Origin of the sequence: Octadecabacter sp. SW4 (assembly GCF_008065155.1) — a bacterium.
GTDB lineage: Bacteria > Pseudomonadota > Alphaproteobacteria > Rhodobacterales > Rhodobacteraceae > SW4.
Window position 1 is genome coordinate 797,452 of sequence record NZ_CP042819.1, and the last position, 19,380, is coordinate 816,831.

Sequence of the window (19,380 nt, forward strand, 5' to 3'; positions counted from 1 at the left end):
TTGGTCGCGACAGCCCCGGTTTTCAGAATCGTTCACTGCCCTCATGACGCCAGTTCTTCGGGTTTGGTCTTGAACGGCGCGCGGATCAGGGCCTTGATCGATTTTGATGTGGCCACTGTGGCATTGCGCGCGAAATCCGCGTGGTGACGTTCAGCCAGGGACAGATCATAGAGGTAATTCACCATCGCGCCGCCTGATTGATAGCGACCGTTTTCGGAACTGTCGGCGCCGGCGTGCACCGCGTGGATTTCGGCGCCGTTGCCCAGATGAAACCGGGCAACTGGATCAAGGGGGGTGCCGTCATCCCGCTTGGCCTCAACCAGATATCGCGCGGCCATCGCACACACATCTTCGGGCGGGGCATCACCGGCGAGGACAGCGGCGGCCACATGCCCATAGGTCGGATCACTTGTTTGGCTGACCAGCCAAGTATTTAATCGCGGGATAGGGGAGAGGGTCACGAAATCGGTCAGGTGCGGAAATTCCAGCGACAGTTCTTGGGCGACCTGTTTGATCAACAGATTGCCAAAGCTGATCCCCTTCAACCCGTCCTGACAGTTTGAGATCGAATAAAACACAGCGACGCGCGCGTCCTTGGTCATGAGAAGCTCGCGGTCTTCGGAAAGGAGCGCGTCGATTGATCCGGGGATTGTTTTGGTCAATGCGACCTCGACAAAGATCAGCGGCTCGTCGGGCATGGCTGGGTGAAAGAACGCAAAGCAACGCCGGTCCGGCGGGCTAAGTCTGCGGCGCAGATCATCAAGATCATTGATTTCATGCACGGCTTCATAGGCGACGATCTTGTCAAGCAGGGAGGCAGGCGCATCCCAATCAATTTGCTTGAGAACCAGAAACCCGCGATTGAACCAGCTGCGCAGCAGAAGCGCGAAATCAAGGTCACTGCGCGCCAGTTCAGGCGCATCTTTCATCAAGCGCAGAAGGTCGACACGCATGTTCACGAGATCTGCTGTTGCCCCGCTTGGCTGATTGAGGCGGCGCAGCAGTTTGCGTCTTTTCGGGGCCGCGACTTCTGCAACGCGGGCATAGGCATTGGCCGCGCGTGTTTCTGCATATTCGGCTGCCAGAACAGCCAAGGCCCCCGCATCGATGTCAAGCTCGTCGTTCATGAATTGAAAGAACGCCAGTTTCTTGTCGTCGCCTGACGCGCGGTAGCGATCAAGGATCACCTCGGCAAGTTTCTGGCCCGACACTTCGCCCTCGTCGGACAAAAGCGCATAGCAAAGCTGCGCCATATCGCGCGGGTCGTTGTCCTTTCCCGTCACACGGCTACGGGCAAACAGTGTGGACAACATATCTGGCAGGAAGCGGTTGCGTTGCATGGGCGTCCTTAGTTCACTGTGACGCTTTGGGACGACAGCGCAACGGTGAAACTCAGGCTGCCTTCGTTCACCAGCCATTTGCGAATGTCATAGCTGCGCGCGCCGACCTTGTGCATCGGGTCACCGTTTGCCAGCGCGCGGGCGGCCTCAAGGTTGGTGGCGCGGTAGATGATCATCCCTTCGGCTTCCATCATATCGCCGGTAACGTCGGACACGGGGCCGGCCATGACCAAGGCACCGGCGGCTTCCATTTCCTTTTGGTAGGCGAGGTGGTCGGGCAAGGTGGCTTTCACCAATCCCATGTCGCCCGTGGGCCGCGTGCGCACGACAAACAACTCCATCGCCAGCGCGCCGCGCGCCTTTGCTTCGCTCTTGTAGTCTTCCCATTTAGGCATGGACTCACTCTCCTCTGTTACGCCGACCCTAACCGGAGTCCGGCGCGCTGCAAATAAAAAATCGATTTTATTGGACATTGGGCGAAAATGACGACACTTTTGGAAAAGCGAATCTGGGAGGACTCATGGAAGACGGCGCATCACTTGAAGGCCTGCGGCAGTCAGCACAAGACGACGTGCGCGCCTTGCGCCGCGAGATTACCACATTGAGTGACGCGCAGATCGGCCTGATCCTGACCAAGGCGCGGTCCCACTATGCATGGACTGACAGGCCGGTGTCAGACGACATGCTGCACAAGATCTTCGACATCATGAAGATGGGCCCGACCAGCATGAATACCTGCCCCAGCCGGATCATCTTTGTGCGCTCGAAGGCGGGCAAGGAACGGCTGGCCAAGGCGCTCAAGCCCGCGAATGTGCCAAAGGTGATGAACGCGCCCGTAACGGCGATCATCGCTTACGATGTGAATTTCTGGGAAGAACTGCCGCGTTTGTTCCCTCACGAGGACCGCCGGTCGCATTTCAAGGACAAACCGGCACATAGCGAAGAGACGGCGTTTCGCAATTCCACCTTGCAAGGGGCCTATTTCATGATCGGCGCGCGGGCGCTGGGGCTGGATATTGGCGCAATCTCGGGCTTTGACAATGCAGTGGTGGACGCCGAATTCTTTGCCGGAACATCGGTAAAATCGAACTTCTTGTGCAATCTGGGCTACGCGGACGAGGCCGCGCTGTTCCAACGCTTGCCCCGGTTCGATTTCGACGACGTCTGCGAAATCATATGACCGAGGGGACGCACTGAAGTGGCCGTCAAGATGAAAACATCGGTGACCCTTTCGATGAACGCAAAGTGTTCCAGCCATTCGGTTGCCCAACTGCGCACGCGCGATCTGGTGTCGATCATTGACGAACCGGTTGAGCGCCACGGCACCAACCTTGGCTTCACACCCACGGATACAGCACTTGCCGCGCTGGCGGGCTGCACCAATACGATCGGCCACAAATGCGCGTCCCGGTTGGGCGTGGACATCGGCAACCTGGATATTTCGGTGAAGTGCCGATTCAACCGACTTGGCGTGACCCTGGAGGAGGAGATCGCCACCCCGTTTGAAGAGATCGATCTGGTCGTGCTTTCAGACGGCAAGGCGTCGCAAGACGAGTTGACCCAAGTGGCGATGGAGGTCGCCAAATACTGTCCAGTGTCCAAGCTGTTTCGCGGCGCTGGCACCATCATTAACGAGGATTGGCGCAAAGCCAGCTAACCAATAACCAAGGGAGAGAGACCAATGGCACTAACACGACGCAATGCCCTTGCGGCAGGATTTGCGATGGGATTGTCCACCGCAATCACAGGGGCCGCTACGGCCCAAGAGGTCATCAACATGACCGCAATCGATGGCTATCCAGAGCGCTCCATGTGGGTCGCCGAGTTTTCCGGCTTTTTCATTCCACGGGTGGATGAACTGCTGGCAGAAACCGGCAACTACCAGATCAACTGGATGGAAGCCTACGGCGGCCAGATCGTAAAACCACGCGGGGTCCTGGAGGGCATCAAGCTGGGCTTGGGCGATATTGGTATCGTCACGACGATTTTCCACAGTTCGGCCTTGCCCTCGCAGGGTATCTCTGCTGTGACGCCGTTCGTGTCGTCTGATGCGCGCGTGGTGGCGCAGGCGGTTGACGAGATCGCCCGCGAGTTCCCGCAAATGGGCGCCGAATTGGCGGCCGAGAACCAGGTATATCTGGCGACGGGCGTTGTTCTGGACACCTATCAGTTGTTTTCGACCGAGCCGATCAATTCACTGTCTGACCTTGAGGGTCTCAAGATTGCCGGTGCGGGCTACAACCTGCGCTATCTTGAAGGGATCCCCGGTGCAGCCGGTGTGCGCGGCGGTTTGCCGGATTTCTACAACATGCTGCAAACCGGTGTGACCGAAGCGGCGATGCTGTGGCCAGAGGCTGCGGTGACATTCAAGATCGCCGAGGTAGCACCCTACATGTTGCAGGCCGATCTGGGTGCCGTGAACTCAAAGACTGTGACCGTGAACGCTGACGTCTGGGCTGCGCTGCCTGACGAGGTCAAAGACGTGCTGCAAACTGTCGCGCTGGAATACCGTGACCGGGTTGCGGGCATCGCGATGGACAAGGCGGCTGCATCGGTTGCGGCCTACATCGAAGGTGGCGGCACCGTCGTCGTGATGAGCCAGGACGAGCGTCAGGCCTGGGCCGACAGCATGCCCAATATTGCTGCCGAATGGGCGGCGAATCTGGACAGCACTGGCGCGCCCGGTTCTGACATGCTGGTCGCCTATATGGGGAAGCTGGCCGCGGCTGGATTCACCCCGTTGCGCGATTGGGCGGCGGAACTCGAGTAATCGAACTCTAGCGAGGTGAGTCTTGAAAATGATCGTCACGGGTCTGCGAAAAATTGAAAGTTGGGTCGTGGCGGTCGCGATTATTGCCAACGTCAGCGGTGCATTTGTGCTGCTGGCGCTGGTCGTGATCATGAACGTCGATGTGGTGTCACGAAATCTGTTTCTGGCACCGTTCCGGGGTGTGGTCGAAATAGTGGTGTTTTCATTGGCGCTTATTGTGTTCCTGCAATTGCCGGATGTGGTGCGTACGGGGCGGCTGACCCGATCTGACGGGTTTCTTGGCCTGCTACGCAGCCGCGCCCCGCGTCTGGGCGGGGGACTGGCCCGCGTCCTGGATGGGGTGTCCTGTATCTTCATGAGCATGATCGTCTGGACGGTCTGGCCCGAATTCACCGAGGCCTTTGAAAGTTGCTATTTCTTCACCCCGCCCGAATTTGGGGTGCAGCCGACCGGCGCATTTTGGGCTGATTTCAAAACCGCATTGGGGCGGTGCGACTACTTTGGCACGCCCGGTATCCTTGCCGCACCCTGGTGGCCCGTGCGGCTCGCGATCGCGTTTGGCTGCGCCTGGGCGGCGATCCTGTTCTTCTTCAAGACCGTGCTGGGCGACACCCAAGACCCGCGCCACGTCACAGCCCAAACCAGCGGAGACCTGTAGCCTATGGATCCGCTCACAATTGGAATGCTGTCAGTCGGCGCGATCGTCGTCTTGGTCTACCTCGGTCTTTATATCCCGGTCGCCTTGGGCCTGGTGTCTTTCGTGTCGATCTGGCTGATGTCCGGTAAATCCATCCTTGCCTTCAACTTTTTGAAGGTGGCCGTCGGGGACGGGGTCACGGAATACAACTTCGCGACGATCCCGCTGTTCACCCTGATGGGGCTGCTTGTTTCAAGGGCGCGGCTGGGCCGCGATATCTATGACGTGATGAATTCCGCCTTTCGCAAGGTGCTTGCGGGGATCGGCATGGCAACGGTCGGTGCCAACGCGGTCTTTGCGGCGATCACCGGATCGTCCATCGCCTCGGCCTCGGTTTTCACAAAAATTTCAGTGCCGGAAATGCTGCGCTACAACTACAACAAGCGCTTTGCGGTTGGTGTTGTGGCAGGATCATCGGTGCTGGGCATGATCATCCCGCCTTCGGCGATGCTCATCATTTATTCCTTTGTGGCGGAACAATCCGTGGGCGACATGTTCCTTGCAGGGATCATCCCCGGCCTGATCCTAACTGGCGTCTACGTCGCGGCGATCTATGTCATGGCGCGGGTCTGGCCCTCTTATGTGGGGGAGGACATCAGCGCCGACGAGCTGCCAGCGATGCCCGGCGCGGAAATGTTCCGCAAAACATGGCCCGTTGCCTCATTGATCCTGTTGGTTCTGGGGGGCATTTACACGGGCTGGTTGACGCCTGTCGAAGCGGGTGCGGCGGGTGCATCGCTTGCGCTGATCGTGGCCATCGCACGGCGTTCAATCACATGGCCGGATTTTTGGAAAACCCTGGTCGAGACGGGCCATATCACGGCTGCGATCCTGCTGCTGATTACGATGGCGTCGTTCTATAGCCGGATGCTTGGCTATGCGGGCCTGCCCAACCAGCTTGATGCACTGTTGCAGGCGTGGGATATGTCGTTCTTCCAGATCATGCTGATTTATGTGGCGTTGATGTTGGTTTTGGGCACCTTGCTCGACACGGCATCGATCATCCTGATCGTCGTGCCGCTGTTCATCACCTTGATTGAAAGCATGGGGTTGAGCCTTGTCTGGTTCGGGATTGTCACCGTGATCGGAGCCGAGATCGGCCTGCTGACTCCGCCACTTGGCATCTCGTGTTTTGTCATCAAAAGCACGTTGAACGATCCGTCAATCTCGCTCAAAGACGTATTTCTTGGGGCTCTCCCATTTGCGTTTCTCATGCTGTTGGTCCTGATCCTGTTGATCAGGTTCCCGATCCTTTCCACTGCAATTCTCTAGCGTCAGGAGCGCACTTCACATGAAAGACGTCACCATTGACACGATAACCCAGGCCTTTCTGGATTATTGCAGTGATGATACCGATCCGCGCACGATGTTCGTCCTGCAAAAGATGGTCGAGCACATGCATGCCTTTGCCAAAGAAACCCAACTGACCCACGCAGAATGGGCGCGTGGCCTGAAGTTCCTGACGGATGCGGGCAAGATCACGGATGACGAACGCAACGAGTTTGTGCTGATTTCGGACGTGACGGGGATGTCGTCGCTCGTGGATATGATCGGCTCGCAGCACGAAGGCACCTCGTCTAGCGTGCTTGGTCCGTTTCATTCGGTCGGCGCGCCGCTTTTGCCAGTGGGCGGTGACATCAAAAAGGACAACGAGGGCGCGACTGTCGTCGTCGAGGGATATGTGCGGGATCTGGATGGGAATCCGGTAGAAGGCGCGATGATCGAACTGTGGCAGACGGCCGAAGACGGGCTCTACTACGCCCAGGACGAGGCCAAGGAGGATTTCAACCTGTGCTGTTCCATGCGCACCGGCGCCGATGGCCGCTACGCCATCACAACGGTGAAACCTGCCCCCTATAAAGTGCCTGATGATGGCCCCGTGGGCGAGTTGTTCCGCGCGACAGGGCGCACGCCCTGGCGCCCGTCACATCTGCATTTCATCGTTCAAGCGGAAGGCCTCAAGCCGCTGGTGACCGAGGTTTTTGCAAACGGCGATCCTTACCTTGATCGCGACGCTGTCTTTGGCGTGCGCTCTGATCTGATCATGAATTACGTCGAAAGCCACGATCTGGACGCTTTGCCCGACGATCTGGAAGTTGGACGCAACGTTACTCTCCCTTATTTCAAGGTTGATTTCGATTTCACCCTTGTCCCTGCAGAAAAATAGAAACTGATCCGAAAAGGAATAAAATAGATGCGCGAAACACATCTTGAGGACGGCAAATGGTGGGTCAGCCCGTATAATTTCGAATCCAGCGTGCGTGCGGGCTTGAACCTGCCCGAAAAGGTTGAAATTCACGATGCGACCCTGCGTGACGGGGAACAGACGCCGGGCGTCGTGTTCTCTATCGACGACAAGATCGAGATCGCCACCAAGCTGGATGAACTTGGCGTAGACCGGATCGAAGCGGGGATGCCCGCAGTGTCACCCGATGATCAAAAGGCGATCAAGGAAATCTCCAAGCTGGGGTTGAAGTCAAAGATTTTCACCTTTGCCCGCGCGATGCAAAAAGACATCGATCTGGCGCTGGAATGTGGCGCAGACGGCGTTGTGATCGAAGTGCCGATTGGATACCCGAAACTGGTGACCCAGTTCGGCTGGACATGGAAAGACGTGGCCGAAAAAACCGCGCCCATCATCAACTATGCCCGTGAAAACGGGCTGCATGCGCTGTTTTTTCCCTACGACACGACACGGGCACGCAAGGATGATCTGACCAATCTGTGCAACTACATCATGGACAACGCGCCGCCCGATTCCATCGGCATTGTTGATACAATGGGCTGCGCGACACCCGAAGCGATCAAATACATGGTGCGCTGGGTCACCGATATGACGGGCCTGCCGATCGAAATCCACACGCACAACGATTTCGGGATGGGCGTGGCCACCGAACTGGCGGCCGTGACCGCGGGGGCCGTCTGTGTTCATAGCTGCGCCAACGGTTTGGGCGAACGCACGGGCAACGCCGCGCTTGAAGAACTGATGATGGGTCTGCACCTGCTTTACGGTTACGACACCGACTACAAGCTCGATAAAATCCCAGAGCTTGCCGCGATGATCGCCGAGAAATCCAACATCCCCATCGCGCGCAACAAACCTGTGTTGGGTCACGGCAACTTCATTCGTGAATCCGGGATCGGCATCAACTATGTGATGAACGATCCGCTGGTCATGTTCGCTACGCATCCGTCACTGACGGGTAAAATCGGCGAAGTTGTTCTGGGCAAGAAATCGGGCAAGGCATCCATCATCTATAAAATGGGAGAGATGGGCCTGGGTGAAGTTGATGACGACAAGATCGCGCTGATTCTGAATGAGGTCAAAGCCACAGGTATTGCCAAGCGCGACGTATTGTCGAATGAAGAGTTCGCCAATATTGTTGCTGCGGTAAAGGCTAAATAGGGCTATGTCGCGCACATGAACGTCAATCTGAACCCAGCCCAGTCGCCCTCCGAGGGGTCCGCTACGAAGCTTGCTTATAACAGGCTGCGCGACTTGATCCTGACGGGCGATCTGGCGCCGGGGGAAAAGCTCAAGATTGATCGGCTGCGCGATTTGCTGGGGACGGGGGCGTCACCGATCCGCGAGGCGTTGAGCCTGCTTGTGTCTGACCAGCTTGTGGTGCGTCACGAGCAGCGCGGATTTCGCGCCGCCGAAACCAGCCGCGAGAATTTTCAGGAGATTCTGACGCTGCGTTGCGCGCTTGAAAGCATGGCGCTGGGTCACAGTATGGAAAACGCGACCGACGAATGGGTCGAAAATCTCGTTGTCGTCCACCACCGCATGACGCGCCTTCAGGCCGAACGCTCGGACGCATTCGAACGAGAGCACAAGCATTTTCATATGGCACTGATCGGCAATTGCCAGTCGCCGTTGCTGTTGCGGTTTTGCGATCAGCTTTATGATCTCAACATCCGCTACCGCTACCTTGCGGGGCGGTCGTCTGACTACAAGGGCCGCAAGGTCGATGACGAACACCGCCAGATCCTGGATGCCGTCATTTCCGAACACCCTGATCGGGCTGCCGCACTTTTGGTATCCCATTATGAACGGACGGGCGCATTTCTGAAGGGCTACATCCATTAGGGAAGCTGCGATGCCCTTGCGAGAGCGTTACAAGTGGTGAGGTTACTGCCACGTCTGATGATTGCGCCAAACGGGGCGCGGCGCAGCAAGGCAGATCATCCCGCCCTGCCAGTCACCGACGAAGAAATCATCGACACGGCGCGACTTTGCCAAGACGCGGGTGCGGACGGGCTCCATCTGCACATCCGTGATGCACAGGGTCGCCACCTGCTTGACGCGCCACGATACCGCGCACTGCTTGATCAGTTGGCAGACCAGGCTCCCGGCATGTATCTTCAGGTGACATCAGAGGCGGCAGACCGTTATAATGCGCCCGAGCAGCGCGCGGTAATACGCAACCTGCGCCCCGCGCATGTTTCTGTGGCCCTACGAGAAATGGTGCAAAGCCCGGACGATTGGCCCAAGGCCCGCGATTTCTATCATTGGGCAGCCGAAAGTGGCGTCGAAATCCAGCACATCCTGTATTCGCCCGATGACGTCCGCGCCTTCATTGCGGGCTGCGATATGGGCTTCATCCCCGACCAGACCCACCTGACCCTTTTCGTGCAGGGCAGCTATTCTAAGGGATCGCAAGGAAGTGTCGCGTTGGAGACCTATCTGGAGCCGTTTGCGCAAAGCGATGGTTTGGCGTTTGACTGGATGGCCTGCGCGTTTGGCGCGGCCGAAACGGACAGCCTTGTGCGGGCGGTCCAACTGGGTGGGAAAGCAAGGGTCGGGTTTGAAAACTCCCTCTGGCACCGCGACGGAACGCGCGCCAAAGACAACGCGGACCGTGTCCGCGCGCTTGTCGGTGCGCTTCGCCGCCTTCAAGCGCCAGATCAAAACAACGACATTGCCTAAGACCCGCTGCGTTGGGGCCGATCATGACAGGTTATGAAGCCTTGGCGCGAGAGCGCCCAACAATCACCGTTGCGGTCACGACCATAATCAAGAAGCTTAGCAATCCCTTGGATACGGGTTCCATCGTGCCAACGATCTGGAGTGCGTGGACTGCGGTGCTTGTCACGATCACTACGGCAAAGCCCATATGAACACGCCGCCATGTCATCGGAGCAAGGCACAGACGTCGCCGTGACAAGACTGCAAGCGCCGAGATAAATATGGTCCACATCCCGATGACGCCCCAAACCGAAAAGGGCGTTGGTGAAGAAAAGAGAAGGGCATCAACCACGTCCGGCGGGCTTGTAACCCATAGGCCTACCACATGGATCAGGACCAGCGTCACCAGCGCACCGCCAAGAACGCGGTGTATTTTGCGGCTTTGCATGATGTTGAGACCGGGTAAAATTCCGCCTGCCAGAAGTGGCTGGATCAGCAAAAGCGTCATCGCAATGATCCCTGCGAACCCGGCAACAATATAGACCGGGCCGCGCCAGGCAAGCAGTGGGCTCAGGGTTGCGGCAAAAACTGGAACAACCACGCAGATGAAAACTGCTGTCCAGATCAATGTGGCTCGCGCCCGCGCCGGGCGTTGCGATGACACGTCGATCAGACCGGCACGAGCACGAAGTCCACATTGAGGCTCGTGTCTTTTGGGCTTTGCATCACCGGCCGCAGAAACACGGTTTCAAAGTCACCGCTGTCATAGGCAAGATGCCCATGTGGCTGGCCAAACGCAGGGACAATCTGCGGCATCTCGAGGCGAAACGTCCCGTTGACATCGGTGAGGGTGGCACCATGACTTTGGGGGTCGCGTTCGTGCCCCTCGGTCGTGTGTGCCCAAATCTGGATGCGCTGACCGGAAAGCGGCGCGCCATCACCCGCACGACGGACTGTGCCCGTCATCCAAAAGCCACCACCGCCAATTCTGTCGACAATAGCGGCGCCTGGCAGATAGTTATTCGCGCCACCGCGCATTGTTGGTGTCGGTGCGAGGGTCTGGGCCGTGGCACCTGAAAACATGCCTGACCCTGCGGTTGCCAAGGCGGCGCCAGCGGATGTCAGGAGGGAGCGGCGCGTGATGAGTTGGCGGGGCATGTTGCATCCTTTCCTCGGCTTCATGGCGTTTATCATAGCACTTTTGGTCGAAATTTCATCGAAAGAAGCGTAGAAGCCGCACTCTGAACCGTCACACTGTTGTGATAGACAGGCAGCGTCGGCATCGGTCGAAAAGGGCAGTTCGACTTCCAATCGCAAATCATGCTGGGTATTCCCGAGAAATGATGATGGCTCGCGTGAAGGCAAATGTCAGAATCCTCAGCTGAAAACCTAACCACCGTGCCGTGCGCGGCGAATGACCGCTTTCGACCGATTCCGAATGCTTAGCGACCGGACAACGGCGCCAAGACACAACGTGTTCTTGACGGTCCCAATTGCTTCACATATGCACAGCAAACACTGGGCGGGCGTTGTGTAGTGGTAAGACCTTAGCCTTCCAAGCTAATGACGCGGGTTCGATTCCCGCCGCCCGCTCCAGATTTTCCTGTAATGGCCCTGAAATGCGTCCCTGCGCCGCTTGTGGTCATTTAGCGGGGCGGTTAAGCAATCACGAACTTCAAAAAGGTGGTGCCAATGGCCCGAGCCCCGATCACAACCGACGAAGACCGCGCGAAGTCGAAAGAAATCGGCGCGCTGCGCGGGCTTTGGCCGTTCGTCGCACCGCACAAGGCGATGATGGCGTTTGCATTGGTGGCGCTGGTGACCACAGCGATGATTTCGCTGGTCATGCCGCTGGCCGTGCGCCGTGTTGTCGACAATTTCGAGGCCGCAGCCAGCACGATCCTTGATCAGTATTTTGCTGCTGCCCTGGTGATTACCGCCCTTTTGGCCGTCGGCACGGCGCTGCGCTATTATCTGGTGACGCGCCTTGGCGAGCGGGTGGTGGCCGACATTCGCAAGGCGGTTTTTGACCGCATGGTGATGATGAGCCCGGCGTTCTATGAAAAGATCATGACCGGCGAGGTTTTAAGCCGGATCACCACCGATACGACCCTCATCCTTTCTGTGATCGGTTCGTCCGTGTCGATTGCCCTGCGCAATGTTCTGATCTTTGCCGGCGGATTTGGACTGATGCTTTATACTTCGCCGAAACTGGCGGGTCTGGTATTGCTGATCGTGCCTGCGGTGATCATCCCGATTGTGGTGCTGGGCCGCCGCCTGCGCGCGCTCAGCCGCGAAAATCAGGACTGGATCGCGGCCTCGAGCGGCAGCGCGTCCGAAATCCTGCTTTCGGTGCAGACCGTGCAGGCCTTTACCCACGAGGCCCAAAGCCGCGACAAATTCGATGACGTCACCGAAAAAAGCTTCGTCGCCGCGCGCAAGCGGATTGGCACCCGCGCGGTCATGACGGCGATCGTTATCTTCCTTATTTTTTCGGGGGTTGTGGGGGTCTTGTGGATTGGCGCGCGCGATGTGCGTGACGATATCATGACCATCGGCGAATTGGTCCAGTTCGTGATTTACGCCATCATGGTCGCAGGGGCCGTGGGCGCATTGACCGAAATCTGGAGCGAGTTGCAGCGCGCCGCCGGGGCAACTGAACGGCTTGTGGAATTGCTGAATGCCCATGACAGCGTGGCGGACCCGTTGCGCCAAGCGAACATGCCCGACACACGGCGCGGCGAAATCGCCTTTGAGGAGGTGACGTTTCATTACCCGTCGCGCCCCGATACCTCGGCGCTTGATCAGGTGTCACTGACGGTCGCGCCCGGCGAAACCATCGCGCTGGTCGGGCCATCCGGTGCCGGAAAAACGACGATCATTCAACTGCTGTTGCGGTTCTATGATCCCGCCAGCGGCGCGGTGCGCCTTGACGGTGTGGACCTGCGCGAGATGGAGCGTGCCGATTTCCGCCGTCATATGGCGCTTGTGCCCCAGGACCCAGTGATCTTTGCCGATACGGCCCGCGAAAACATCCGCTTTGGCCGCCCGGACGCCACCGACGCACAGGTCGAGGACGCCGCGCGCGCCGCCGCTGCCCATGATTTCCTGACGGCCCTGCCTGACGGGTATGACAGCTATGTCGGCGAACGCGGCGTGATGCTGTCGGGCGGCCAAAAGCAGCGTATCGCCATTGCCCGTGCCATTTTGCGTGACGCGCCCGTGTTGTTGCTGGACGAGGCCACCAGCGCGCTGGACGCCGAAAGCGAACGTGCTGTGCAACAGGCGGTCGATAAGCTGTCAAAGGATCGCACGACGATCATTGTCGCCCACCGTCTGGCCACGGTGAAAAAGGCAGATCGCATCGTCGTGATGGAGGATGGCCGCATCGTGGCCACCGGCACCCATGACCAGCTGGTCGCGCAAGACGGGCTTTATGCCCGTTTGGCCCGGTTGCAATTCACCGACGGCTTGGCCGCCGAGTAGCTGTTTCGCAGCGTCAGTCTTGCCTAACGCCAAATTTGCCCACATCTTGGGCCCGAGGAATGCCCCGGCGTCAGATCGGGCAAATACCAGGGGAGGAGACGACCATGACCTACGCGTCCGTGGCCGATAGAGATGCAATCGAGGCCGAGTCCGCATGGGAAGACCGCCCCATGCCCGTGACATTGCATCAAATGCTGGAAAAAACCGCAACGACACATGCATCGCGCAACGCGCTGACCTATCAGTTGTTGTCCGATCCCAAGGCCAAGGCCGAAACCCTGAGCTGGACGCAATTGCTGGAGAAAACCAACCAGACGGCGAACCTGTTTCACGAATTGGGAGTGGGTGAAAATGATGTGGTCGCCTTTTTGCTGCCCAATGCAACCGAAACCGCGCTGACCTATCTGGGCGGTGCCGTTGCGGGGATCGTCAATCCGATCAACCCACTGCTGGACGCCAATCAGATCGCGTCAATCCTGCGTGAAACCGGCGCCAAGGTGTTGGTGACCCTGCGCGCCTTCCCGAAAACGGATGTGGCGCAAAAGGCGGCCGAGGCCGTGCGCCTGGCCCCGAATGTGCATACGATCCTCGAGGTGGATTTGCTCCGCTATCTGACGGGCGTCAAGAAACTGATCGTCCCGCTGATCCGCCCCAAAGTGGATATCCAGCATCGCGCCAAGGTGCTGAACTTCAACGCTGAAATCGCCAAACAGCCAACGGTTTTGAAATTCGCCGACAGCGAAGAAGACCGTGTTGCCGCCTATTTTCACACCGGTGGCACCACCGGTATGCCCAAAGTGGCACAGCATAAATACAGCGGCATCATCTATAACGGCTGGCTGGGTGATCGTTTGCTGTTCACCGAAAAGGACACGATGATTTGCCCGCTGCCGCTGTTCCACGTGTTTGCCACGATTGTGGTCATGGGCGCATCCCTGTCATCGGGCGCGCATGTGGTGTTTCCGACGCCCCAAGGCTATCGCGGCGAGGGGGTGTTCGACAATTTCTGGAAGCTGGTGGAACGCTATAAGGTCACCTTCATGATCACGGTGCCCACGGCCATGTCCGCCCTGATGCAACGCCCCGTGGATGCCGATATTTCGTCGCTCCAGATGGCGTTTTCCGGCTCGGCCCCGCTCCCGATCGAGCTCTATAAGAAATTCGAGAAAGCTGCGGGTGTCACCATCTGCGAGGGCTATGGCCTGACCGAGGCGACCTGCCTCGTGTCGATCAACCCGCCCGACGGCGAGAAGAAGGTCGGGTCGGTCGGCCTGCCGTTCCCCTATACCGAGATCAAGATCATGTCGGTGGACACCCACGAAGAATGCCCGCCCGACGAGGTGGGCGAAATCTGCGTGTCCAACCCCGGTGTTGTCTCGGGCGAAACCTATACCGAAACCGACAAGAACGCCGATCTCTATTACGCGGGCCCCAAATCCAACGCGCAATTCCTGCGCACGGGCGATCTGGGCCGGATCGATAGCGATGGTTACCTGTGGATCACGGGTCGCGCCAAGGATCTGATCATTCGTGGCGGTCACAACATCGACCCCGCCGAAATCGAAGAAGCGCTGGCAGGTCATCACGATGTCGCCTTTGCCGGCGCCATCGGCCAGCCCGATGCCCACGCGGGCGAGGTGCCTTGCGTCTTTGTCGAACTGGTGTCCGGTGCGACCGTCACCGAGGACGAATTGATGAAATTCGCCAAGGACCACATCAGCGAGCGCGCCGCCCATCCCAAGCATCTGCAGATCATGGATGAACTGCCGAAAACGGCCGTGGGCAAGATTTTCAAACCTGACCTGCGCAAGATGGCGATTGCCCGCATCTATGATGCGGCGCTGTCCAACGCCGATGTCGCCGCCGAGGTGGCCGAGGTCGTTGAGGACAAGAAACGCGGTCTGGTGGCGCGTCTGAACAAGACCGGCACCGTCACGGATGAAAATGTCCTGCGCGCGCTGGGGGCCTTCACCCGCCCCTGGGAGTGGGCCGACTGACTGCGCGCATCTGCCGCTTGTGGCGCGCGCATGGCGGACTAAAGTCGGATCATGTCGCAGCCTGATCCTGCCATTTTTACCGGGCCAGTTGCCGTCATGGACGGCAACTGGCCCTGTGTGCGTTTGGGGCGCGGATGATCCACCGGCTTGATAAGACCGGGACCGTGCGGATTTGCCCGATCCAGACGGACCTTGGACGGGCCTTGCTGGCGCGTCACGGGCTGGCCCCCGACGATCCGGATTCGTGGTTGCTGATTGAGGGTGATCAGGTTTTGCAGGACTTTGACGCGATGATTTACCTTGGCGAACGCATGGGCGGCTGGGGGCGGCTTATGTCGGTGTTGCGCATCCTGCCGCGCCCGATGCGCGACTGGCTTTACCGGCGCATAGCGCGCAATCGCTACGCCGTGTTTGGTCATGCAGACCTCTGTGCGCTGCCCGATCCGGCCCTGCGCGCAAGGTTGATCGGATGAAGATCACAGTCATCGGCGGCTATGGAGTTTTCGGCGGGCGGCTGGTGCAGCTTTTGCGCCGTGACGGGCACGAGGTGACAGTTGCGGGGCGCGATCTGGCGCGCGCGCAGCGTTTTGCCTCGGCTTGGGGCGCGCAGGCGATGGTATTGGATCGATCCGCCGATCTGTCGCCGCTGACCGGCGCAGAGGTGGTCGTGGATGCCGCCGGCCCGTTTCATGCTTACGGCGATGATCCTTATCGCCTTGCGCGCTTTTGCATCGATGTGGGGATCAACTATCTTGATCTGTCCGACAATGCCGCGTTCTGCGCGGGTATTTCAGTGCTGGATGCCAACGCCCGCAAGGCCGGCGTCTTTGCCTTGTCGGGTGTGTCGAGCGTGCCGGCCCTGTCCGCCGCCGCCGCCACGGCGCTGGCGCAGGACATGGAGACAATCGACACGATCAGCAGTGCGATCCTGCCGGGCAATCGCGCCCCGCGCGGGCGGTCCGTCGTGGACAGCATCCTGTCACAAACCGGGCTGATGTTTGACCAAACGACAGACAGCCAGACGACGCCGGTCCGGTCGTGGTCGGCCCCGCGCACGTTCACTCTGCCTTCGGGCGAGCTGCGCAAAGGCTGGCTGATCGAAGTGCCGGACCAGTCGCTGTTTCCCGCGCATTTCAAGGCGCGCAGCGTGCAGTTTCGCGCCGGGCTGGAACTGCCCGTGATGAACTACGGTCTGGCGGTTTTGTCGCGGCTGCGCGAGCGTTTGCGCTTTGGGATGCCGCGCTGGCTGGTGGCGCTGGTGATGTTTGGCGCGTGCCTGCTTGCGCCCTTTGGAACGGATCGTGGCGGCATGGTTGTCGCGGTAATCGGGCGCAAGGATGGCGCGTGGCAGCGCGCGGTTTGGCGGCTTGGTGTTGATCAGGGCGAGGGGCCGTTCATTCCGGCCGTGCCTGCCCGCGCGCTGTTGCGTAACCCGGCGCAGATTGCCCTTGGCGCGCGGCCCGCCCTGGGCGATGTGACTCTGCCAGATGCCGAGGCGGCGATGGCCGATCTATGTGTCACGACGACCCGTGACACCACACAAATCACACCCCTGTTTCCCGCAACACTTGGTGCGCCTTTCGCGACCCTCGCGCCGGAAATTCGCGCCACCCATGACACGCCCGCGCCGCGCATCTGGCAGGGCCGCGCCAGCGTGACGCGCGGGGCCGGGGTGTTGCCCCGGCTGGCGGCTTTTCTGTTCCGCTTTCCGCAGGCACGCGACGATACGCGCGTGCAGGTCACCAAGACACCTGTCAACGGCACCGAAGTCTGGCAACGGCGGTTCGGCACCGCCACGTTTCAGTCAACCCTGCGGGCCACGCCGCAGGGGATCGCCGAAAGGTTCGGCGCGCTTACCTTTCTGCTGGACCTGCATGTGGCCGAGGGCAGATTGCACTACCCGATCCAAAAGGGCTGGTGTCTTGGCATCCCGATCCCACGCTTTGCCCTGCCCAAAAGCGCGGCAAGCGAGAGGGTCGAGAACGGCCGCTTTCATTTCGACGTGCGCCTGTCCATGCCTGTTACCGGCCAATTGATTGTCCACTACCAAGGCTGGTTGCAATCTGCAGCCGACTTTTCGGGCACACCTCTTGCGGTTGAAACTGATCGCCAACCGGAACTGATCTGAACGGGAACGCCCCGAGCGCAGCGCTCCAACCCGCAACGATAGTTGCGCACGGCGGAGGGTTTGTGGAGCAAAGGACCAAAGCGTATAAGGGATCAGGTGCGACCATCAGGGATACCCGAATTGTTCTTACGACTGACCAAGACTGTGTTTGTCCTGCTGTTCGTCGCACTGGCCGTCGTGGGGTGTCAGATCGTGCGCAACACCGAGACCGAACCGCTGCCCCCTGCGACCGCTGCGACCCTGCGGGTGGCAACCTACAACGTGCATTATATTGTGCTGGGTCAGGCCACTGGCCCCTGGTCGGTTGGTGATTGGGAGCGGCGCAAGGGGCCGCTTGATCTGGCGTTCAAGGCGATCAACGCTGATATCATCGCCTTTCAGGAAATGGAGAGTTTTGGCGGCAGCTCAGGCGGCGATGTCAACCTGACGCTGGACTGGTTGCTGGAGAACAACACCGGATATGCTGCTGCGGCGACAGGCGATCCGGCGGTCTTTCCTTCGACCCAGCCGATCTTTTATCGCAGGGACCGGCTAGAGATGCGCGATCAGGGGTGGTTCTTCTTTTCACCGACCCCCGATGTGATCTATGCGCGCACCTACAACGGGTCATACCCTGCGTTCGCGTCCTGGGCTGTGTTTCGCGACCGGCGTGATGGCCGCGAATTTCGCGTGATCAATGTCCACACCGATTATGGCAGCCGCAGCAACCGGTTACGTTCTGCTGAATTGGTCGCCGCGCGGGCGCGCCCCTGGATCAACGCGGGCGAGACGGTCTTTGTCGTGGGTGATTTTAACGCGCGGCGTGGTGATCAGACGCTCCGGTTGATCGAGGAAACAGGCGTCACATTCGCGCCCGTAAAAGGGGCGAGCTATCACTTCAATCGCGGGCTGAACCTGTTTGGCGCGATTGATCACATCGGCTATGTGGGCACGGCCCGACTGGCGGGCGATCCTGTTGTGCTGCGCCAAAAGTTTGCGGGCGAATGGCCCACCGATCATTATCCGGTGATTGCCGATTTCATGCATTAGCAAAACCAGCCGCTCAGGTCATGTGCGTGTCGCGGTAGGCTGCGGGCGACTGGCCCGTGGCCTTGCCAAAAGCCTCGTAGAACGAGGACAGCGACACAAATCCGCAGTCAAAAGCCACCGACACGATCTTGTTGTCGGTTTCGGCCAAAAGCATCTTGGCGTGCCGGATACGCAGGTCGGACAGATAGCTTTTGACGGTCATGCCCAGCATCTTTTTGAATAGCGTAATTGCATAGTTGCGTGAAATCCCCGCCGCATCTGCCACGTCTTGCACGGTGATGGGCTCAAACATGTTCGAGGCGACAAACCGCATCATCGCGTCGAAACTCTCGACCGCCCGTCCGCCGATCCGCATCCCGCCCGAGGTCGTGCGCGGCGGGCTGATCTGGCCCCAGCCTTCGATGCCAAGCCGCAGAAGGCGCGCGCGCACCTCGTGGCGGTGCAGACGCTGCAATTCGGGGTTGCTGTTGTCCAGTTCATTGGCCCAGCGCGCCACAAGCGGTTGATCCAGCGGATCAAGGTTTAGTGAACAAATGATCGCGCCCGACATCACCTGATCCACCATGTCAGGCGGCAGGGACCAGTTCAGAAACTGCTGCAAGGTCACATAGGCGTTGGTGATCCGCCCTTGGCCGAACACATGGGTGACACGGTGCGGATAGGCGGCCCAGAACATGCACAGCCTTTCGCGTGGGACATCGACCGGATCGCCCGAGAACGAATAGCGCATCTCGCAATCGCGCAGATAATTGATCTCGATCGAGGGATGCGCGTGGTAAAACCGGCTGTCCACCCAGGGCACGTGGCTTTCGATGAAAACATCGCGCCCATGTGAAAACACATCGACAGACTCCGAAATTTTTGGCGGTGTCGGCATGGGCAAACTCCTTGGAATCGGGTAGGGGCGGTGTGCCTGTGGTGATCCTAGACAATATAGGCAAAGCAATCCAATACAGGTTTGATGGTTGGTTTTTCCGGAAGCCATTTGCAGAAATGCGGAAGACTCGAGATACCTCGGATCGCT

At 59.1% G+C, this 19,380-nt stretch carries 19 protein-coding genes and 1 tRNA gene; 15 read left to right on the plus strand and 5 right to left on the minus strand.

Features of this window, described 5'->3' with window-relative positions:
• Positions 1 to 41: 41 nt before the first annotated feature.
• Both FTO60_RS04025 and FTO60_RS04030 read right to left on the minus strand, forming a co-directional pair.
• Positions 42 to 1,340 carry a malonyl-CoA decarboxylase family protein gene (locus FTO60_RS04025; RefSeq protein ID WP_148054769.1) on the minus strand — a complete coding sequence of 433 codons (1,299 nt, stop codon included), beginning with the start codon at positions 1,338 to 1,340 and terminating at the stop codon, positions 42 to 44.
• A gap of 8 nt (positions 1,341 to 1,348) precedes the next feature.
• Positions 1,349 to 1,735 carry a YciI family protein gene (locus FTO60_RS04030; protein WP_148054770.1) on the minus strand — a complete coding sequence of 129 codons (387 nt, stop codon included), beginning with the start codon at positions 1,733 to 1,735 and terminating at the stop codon, positions 1,349 to 1,351.
• Positions 1,736 to 1,860: 125 nt separating this feature from the next.
• Between FTO60_RS04030 and FTO60_RS04035 the strand changes: the two genes are divergently transcribed.
• From FTO60_RS04035 to FTO60_RS04075, 9 genes are read left to right on the plus strand one after another with little or no spacing between them, the layout of a single operon-like run.
• Entirely contained in the window at positions 1,861 to 2,520 is a 660-nt protein-coding gene (locus FTO60_RS04035) for a malonic semialdehyde reductase (RefSeq protein ID WP_148054771.1), read from the plus strand.
• Positions 2,521 to 2,550: 30 nt separating this feature from the next.
• Entirely contained in the window at positions 2,551 to 2,997 is a 447-nt protein-coding gene (locus FTO60_RS04040; RefSeq protein ID WP_148054772.1) for an OsmC family protein, read from the plus strand.
• A 24-nt stretch (positions 2,998 to 3,021) separates the two neighbouring features.
• Complete coding sequence (locus tag FTO60_RS04045) at positions 3,022 to 4,110, plus strand: C4-dicarboxylate TRAP transporter substrate-binding protein (RefSeq protein WP_254696879.1); 1,089 nt, start codon at positions 3,022 to 3,024, stop codon at positions 4,108 to 4,110.
• Positions 4,111 to 4,138: 28 nt separating this feature from the next.
• On the plus strand, positions 4,139 to 4,768 hold the full coding sequence (locus tag FTO60_RS04050) for a TRAP transporter small permease (protein WP_148057039.1): 630 nt from the start codon (positions 4,139 to 4,141) through the stop codon (positions 4,766 to 4,768).
• A 3-nt stretch (positions 4,769 to 4,771) separates the two neighbouring features.
• Positions 4,772 to 6,079, plus strand: a complete 1,308-nt coding sequence (locus FTO60_RS04055; protein WP_148054773.1) for a TRAP transporter large permease — start codon at positions 4,772 to 4,774, stop codon at positions 6,077 to 6,079.
• A gap of 19 nt (positions 6,080 to 6,098) precedes the next feature.
• A complete protein-coding gene (locus tag FTO60_RS04060) occupies positions 6,099 to 6,974 on the plus strand; it encodes a dioxygenase (RefSeq protein WP_148054774.1) in 876 nt (291 codons plus the stop codon).
• A 27-nt stretch (positions 6,975 to 7,001) separates the two neighbouring features.
• Positions 7,002 to 8,213, plus strand: a complete 1,212-nt coding sequence (locus FTO60_RS04065) for a LeuA family protein (protein WP_148054775.1) — start codon at positions 7,002 to 7,004, stop codon at positions 8,211 to 8,213.
• Between the two features lie 15 nt (positions 8,214 to 8,228).
• Positions 8,229 to 8,897: a GntR family transcriptional regulator gene (locus tag FTO60_RS04070; protein WP_148054776.1), complete on the plus strand. Its 669-nt coding sequence runs from the start codon at positions 8,229 to 8,231 to the stop codon at positions 8,895 to 8,897.
• 36 nt (positions 8,898 to 8,933) lie between these two features.
• The gene (locus FTO60_RS04075) at positions 8,934 to 9,737 is read left to right on the plus strand and encodes a 3-keto-5-aminohexanoate cleavage protein (protein ID WP_148054777.1); all 804 of its coding nucleotides are present in this window, start codon (positions 8,934 to 8,936) and stop codon (positions 9,735 to 9,737) included.
• Between the two features lie 31 nt (positions 9,738 to 9,768).
• Here FTO60_RS04075 and FTO60_RS04080 read toward each other — a convergent pair whose 3' ends face one another.
• A complete protein-coding gene (locus FTO60_RS04080) occupies positions 9,769 to 10,344 on the minus strand; it encodes a ferric reductase-like transmembrane domain-containing protein (RefSeq protein WP_254696880.1) in 576 nt (191 codons plus the stop codon).
• 41 nt (positions 10,345 to 10,385) lie between these two features.
• Positions 10,386 to 10,874 (minus strand): twin-arginine translocation pathway signal, encoded by a 489-nt coding sequence (locus FTO60_RS04085; protein ID WP_148054779.1) that lies wholly within the window; start codon positions 10,872 to 10,874, stop codon positions 10,386 to 10,388.
• 364 nt (positions 10,875 to 11,238) lie between these two features.
• On the opposite strand from FTO60_RS04085, the gene FTO60_RS04090 reads away from it, so the two are divergent.
• The 6 genes from FTO60_RS04090 to FTO60_RS04115 all read left to right on the plus strand — a co-directional run bounded on the left by FTO60_RS04090 (position 11,239) and on the right by FTO60_RS04115 (position 18,356).
• Positions 11,239 to 11,312, plus strand: a tRNA-Gly gene (locus FTO60_RS04090).
• Positions 11,313 to 11,408: 96 nt separating this feature from the next.
• Positions 11,409 to 13,202 (plus strand): ABC transporter transmembrane domain-containing protein, encoded by a 1,794-nt coding sequence (locus FTO60_RS04095; protein ID WP_148054780.1) that lies wholly within the window; start codon positions 11,409 to 11,411, stop codon positions 13,200 to 13,202.
• A 104-nt stretch (positions 13,203 to 13,306) separates the two neighbouring features.
• Positions 13,307 to 15,199: an acyl-CoA synthetase gene (locus FTO60_RS04100; RefSeq protein WP_148054781.1), complete on the plus strand. Its 1,893-nt coding sequence runs from the start codon at positions 13,307 to 13,309 to the stop codon at positions 15,197 to 15,199.
• A gap of 134 nt (positions 15,200 to 15,333) precedes the next feature.
• The gene (locus FTO60_RS04105) at positions 15,334 to 15,672 is read left to right on the plus strand and encodes a thiol-disulfide oxidoreductase DCC family protein (protein ID WP_254696881.1); all 339 of its coding nucleotides are present in this window, start codon (positions 15,334 to 15,336) and stop codon (positions 15,670 to 15,672) included.
• On the plus strand, positions 15,669 to 17,327 hold the full coding sequence (locus tag FTO60_RS04110; RefSeq protein ID WP_148054782.1) for an SDR family oxidoreductase: 1,659 nt from the start codon (positions 15,669 to 15,671) through the stop codon (positions 17,325 to 17,327). Before FTO60_RS04105 ends, FTO60_RS04110 begins: the two co-directional genes overlap by 4 nt.
• A 120-nt stretch (positions 17,328 to 17,447) precedes the next feature.
• Entirely contained in the window at positions 17,448 to 18,356 is a 909-nt protein-coding gene (locus FTO60_RS04115; protein ID WP_148054783.1) for an endonuclease/exonuclease/phosphatase family protein, read from the plus strand.
• Positions 18,357 to 18,369: 13 nt separating this feature from the next.
• On the opposite strand, the gene FTO60_RS04120 is transcribed toward FTO60_RS04115, so the two are convergent.
• A complete protein-coding gene (locus FTO60_RS04120) occupies positions 18,370 to 19,233 on the minus strand; it encodes a helix-turn-helix domain-containing protein (RefSeq protein WP_172623795.1) in 864 nt (287 codons plus the stop codon).
• Between the last annotated feature and the right edge of the window lie 147 nt (positions 19,234 to 19,380).